Below are 4,033 nucleotides of genomic sequence, written 5' to 3'. Positions count from 1 at the left end.
GGTGCCTCCGCCTCTTCCGCGGGCAGTTCCTCCGTGGGCAGGAAGATCGGGGGCGGTGCCGCTTCGGCCGGCGGCGCGAGCTCCTCTACCCAGGCAGGGGCCTCTTCGGGCGGCGCAGGGATGGCTTCTTCCCGCGGCGGTTCCTCGAGCGCCTCAATTTCCTCCGGCTCCTCCGGGACCGGTGAGACCTGCGGTTTGGCTTCGGGGCGTGCCGGCGCGGGGACGCGGAAGCCGGCCGGCAGTACGCCCACCGGCGGGAGCACCGGTTCTTTCGGCGGGAGCGGCGATTGTTCGCCCAGCAGTTGGGCCGCGCGGCGGTTCTCCGGGTCCATGGCTTCCGCCATGCGGAGCAGGCGCTCGCCGGCCTCGGGCTGGTCGCCGCGGCTCCAGATGGTGCCCAGGATGAGGGCGGCCGGCAGACAGTTGGGGAGGATTTCCAGGATATCCTGGCAGACTGCGGCGGCTTCCACCCGCCGGTCCATGCGCCACAGCGACGTCGCCAGGCCCACATGTACATGATAATAGTCGGGGTGTTTGTCGAGGGCGGATTGAAATTCCTCGACAGCCAGATGATAAAGCCCGCCCCGCAGGTAGATGCGGCCCAAGGCCGGCCCGTTCAGCTTGACGCGCAGTTCCTTCACCCCGCGCACCTGGGCATACAGCCGCTGAAGCTCTGCCCGCAGGTCCGGGTTCGTGGGGTCCACCTCAAAGGCGCGTTCCAGGTACCACAGGCCCAGTTCGGGCAGTTCGTCTTGCTGATAAGCCTCGGCCATCCCCACCCAGGCCATGAGGTTTTCCGGGTCTGCGCTGAGGACGCGCTGGAACATCTCGATGGCCTCGCGGGTACTGCCGCTTTCCAGGCATGCCTCGCCCAGCAGGAGGTAGGTGTCCAGGTGTTTGGGGAAGTAGTAGAGCACATGCCGGGCGGTGTTGATGGCCTCGGTGTAGGCCTGGCGCTGGATGAGCGAGCGGATTTCATCGCCGAACTCACGTAAGGTTCGCTGGGACATCCCGAGCTCCTTATGACGGATTGCCGGCGCGCCGGCGGCGCGCGACCTGTAGACCAAGCGCTACCCTAATTATGCAGGGTTTCGGGGGAAAAGTCAACCGCACGGAGAAATTGAAACATAAAAAATGCGCCGGCTGTCCGGACAGCCGGCGTATAGTGTGCCCCCGACTGGACTCGAACCAGCACGCCCTTCCGGGCACAGGCCCTCAACCTGCCGTGTATACCAATTCCACCACGGGGGCAACACTCGGTGCTATTATACTCCTGGCCGGCGATCTTGTCAACTACTGCGCTCCTGTGCTATAATGTGTGCACTGCCCCTGTAGCTCAGAGGATAGAGCAGCGGTTTCCTAAACCGCGTGTCGGGGGTTCGACTCCCTCCAGGGGCGCCTGATACAACGTCTACATCCTGATCCCCTAATATAAGTATACCCTGTCCCCTTCAGGGCCTCTGTTTGGCCTGACAACCCTTTTGACAGCACAGTCCCCGCCCCATGGGCCTCATGTGACGAAGAAGGGCTCCCCGCGCTCGCGCAGGCTGACGTAATGGGGCCGGCCAATGATGAGATGGTCCAGCACCTCGATGTCGAGGAGCTTGCCGGCCTCCACCACCTGACGCGTCAGCGCGATGTCCTCGCGCGACGGCGTGGGATCGCCAGAGGGATGATTATGGGCGATGAGGATGGCGGCACAGTTGGCCCGGATGGCCTCGCGGAACAGCTCCCCCACCCGCACCATGCTGGCGTTGAGGGAGCCCCGATACACCGTGGGCATATCCAGCACGCGGTGCTTGGTGTCCATCAGCAAGACCTTCAGGCATTCCTGTTCCAGGGTTTGCATTTCGGGCATGAGGAGGTTGGCGGCATCCGCCGGCGAGAGGATTTGCGGGCGCTCCAGCGGGGATTCGACCTGCAGACGCCGGCCCAGCTCCAGCGCCGCCTTGAGCTGGGCAACCTTGGCCAGGCTGAGACCGTTCTCCCCGCACAACTCATGGAAGCCGGCCTGCGCAAGCCCCGTCAGACCCCGATATTTCCGGAGCAGGTGCATGGCCAGGTCTACCGCGCTGACCCCCGGCGCGCCGACCCGCAGGATGATGGCCAGCAGTTCGGCTGTGGAGAGGGAGCGCTCGCCGTACTGGGCCAGGCGTTCACGGGGGCGTTCCGTCGGGGGCATCTCGCGAATCGTGGTGTGATACGTGGGCCGGCCGGCATCTTCCTGCATCGTCGCTCTCCCCAATTCGCAGTAGAGACGGATGAGACGGCATCGGCCCGAGTATAGCAACGCGCAACAGGCGTGTCAAGAGGGTGCCGGGGACGGAAACAGCCGGCCCCACTCTGCCCCATTCCATACGGTTATGAAAAAACCCATCCCCCGAGGCCGGGGGATGGGTGGTCGCGTGTTCGAGCAAACGCTCAGCGCGCGTCCGGCTGGCCGAGCTGAATGGTGCGGGAGAACTCGCTCGTGAAGCGGGAGTCGGTGGTCAGCTCGATGTATTCCGCCTTCTGGGCGATGGCAACGGCCTTCTGCCGGCGCTTCACCGACAGGAGCGCCTGCTTGGCGCCGATGCCGGCGGCATTGCCCACCTGCACGAAGCGCTGGCGCGGGATGGCCGGCAGCATGCCGATGGTGATGGCGCTCTCCAGGTCAATGTAGGTGCCAAAGGCGCCGGCGATGACAAAGCGCGTGATGTCCTGCTCGGTCAGGCCGGCGGTTTGCAGGAGCAGGTCCAGGCCGGCGCGCATGGCCCCTTTGGCAAGTTGAATCTCACTGATATCTCCCCGCGAGACCGTGATATCCTCGTGAATGCCGCTCTCCTCCGCCGGCACCAGCACATACTCATACCCGCGGCCGTCGTTGGACGGGCGCACGCGCGGCGCCTCGGACATGGCGCCGCGGCGGTTCAGGATGCCGCGCTTGAACAGCTCGGCGATGACGTCCAGGATGCCGGAGCCGCAGATGCCCACCGCCGGCTGGTTATCAATGGTGCGCACGCGCAGTTCGCCGTCCTCTTCCAGGCGCACCGCCTCGATGGCGCCCGGGGCAGCGCGCATGCCGTACTTGATATGTGCGCCCTCGAACGCCGGCCCGGAAGCGGTCGAGCAGGTCAACAGCCGGCCGCGCGCCGACATGCCGATCTCGGTGTTCGTGCCGATATCCATGCCCACCCAGACCTCATCCTCGGGGGCTTCGCCGATGCCCGTGGCCAACAGCATAGCGACATGGTCGGCGCCGACAAAGCCGGCGATATTGGGCAAAAGATGCACATAGGCGCCGGGCGCGAAGTGGAAGCCGATATCGCGCGCCTTGACGTCGAGCGCCATGTTCTCCGCCGGCACATAGGGCGCGGTGCCCAACTGATGCACCGGCAGGCCCAGGAAGAGGTGATGCATGGCTGTGTTGCCGACGATGACCGACTCCACGATCTGGTCAATGCCGGCGCCGATCTCCTTGCACATGTCCTTCGCCAGGTCCTCGATGCCCTGGACGATGGCCAGCCGCAGGGTCTCCGCTTTCTCCGGCCCTTCCATGGCATAGGTGATGCGGGCCATCACATCCTCACCGTAGGAAATCTGAGGGTTCATGATGCCCTTGGCCTGGAGCGTCTCGCCGGTCTCCATGTTCACCAGATAGCCGGCGACCTTGGTGGTACCCAGGTCCACGGCCAGACCAAGCGGGATCTGCGCCGGCGGCAGGACGGCGATGACCTCATGGCCATCCGCTGTCTGGCGGAGCACCACCTTCACATCCCAATGATGCTGGCGCACCACATGGGAGAGTTGGCGCAGGAGGGTGAAATCAATGCGCCCGTCCAGGTCCGGGCACTGCGCCCGACAGACGTCGCGCAGGCGCTGGGCATCGGAGCGCAGGTCCTCCAGGGTGGCCGGCGGGATGTTCAGCCGCACCACCTTGACAGCCGGCTCGAACTCCACCTCATATTCCTTGCCCTCCACCTGGGTGCGCTGGGTGGTGGTCATCGAGGACGGCGGGATGTACAGCTTGATATCAGACAGCGGCTTGGCCTGA

At 65.1% G+C, this 4,033-nt stretch carries 3 protein-coding genes and 2 tRNA genes; 1 reads left to right on the top strand and 4 read right to left on the bottom strand.

Going from position 1 to position 4,033, the window contains the following annotated elements:
* Together H5T60_12390 and H5T60_12385 are read right to left on the bottom strand one after the other, a co-directional pair.
* Positions 1 to 1,010: tetratricopeptide repeat protein (locus H5T60_12390; protein MBC7243230.1), on the bottom strand; the 1,010-nt coding region annotated here is incomplete at its 3' end.
* A 158-nt stretch (positions 1,011 to 1,168) separates the two neighbouring features.
* Positions 1,169 to 1,251: transfer RNA gene (locus H5T60_12385), tRNA-Leu, on the bottom strand.
* 74 nt (positions 1,252 to 1,325) lie between these two features.
* Here H5T60_12385 and H5T60_12380 point away from each other — a divergent pair.
* Positions 1,326 to 1,398, top strand: a tRNA-Arg gene (locus tag H5T60_12380).
* A gap of 112 nt (positions 1,399 to 1,510) precedes the next feature.
* Here the strand turns inward: H5T60_12380 and radC are convergent.
* Both radC and H5T60_12370 read right to left on the bottom strand, forming a co-directional pair.
* Positions 1,511 to 2,182, bottom strand: a complete 672-nt coding sequence (radC, locus tag H5T60_12375) for a DNA repair protein RadC (GenBank protein ID MBC7243229.1) — start codon at positions 2,180 to 2,182, stop codon at positions 1,511 to 1,513.
* A 239-nt stretch (positions 2,183 to 2,421) separates the two neighbouring features.
* Positions 2,422 to 3,984, bottom strand: a complete 1,563-nt coding sequence (locus tag H5T60_12370) for a DUF4445 domain-containing protein (protein MBC7243228.1) — start codon at positions 3,982 to 3,984, stop codon at positions 2,422 to 2,424.
* Positions 3,985 to 4,033 lie beyond the last annotated feature (49 nt).

This window comes from Anaerolineae bacterium (genome assembly GCA_014360855.1).
Classification (GTDB): Bacteria; Chloroflexota; Anaerolineae; order JACIWP01; family JACIWP01; genus JACIWP01.
The sequence above is the reverse complement of the archived record's forward strand: the minus strand, read 5'-3'. Positions and strand labels throughout refer to the sequence as shown.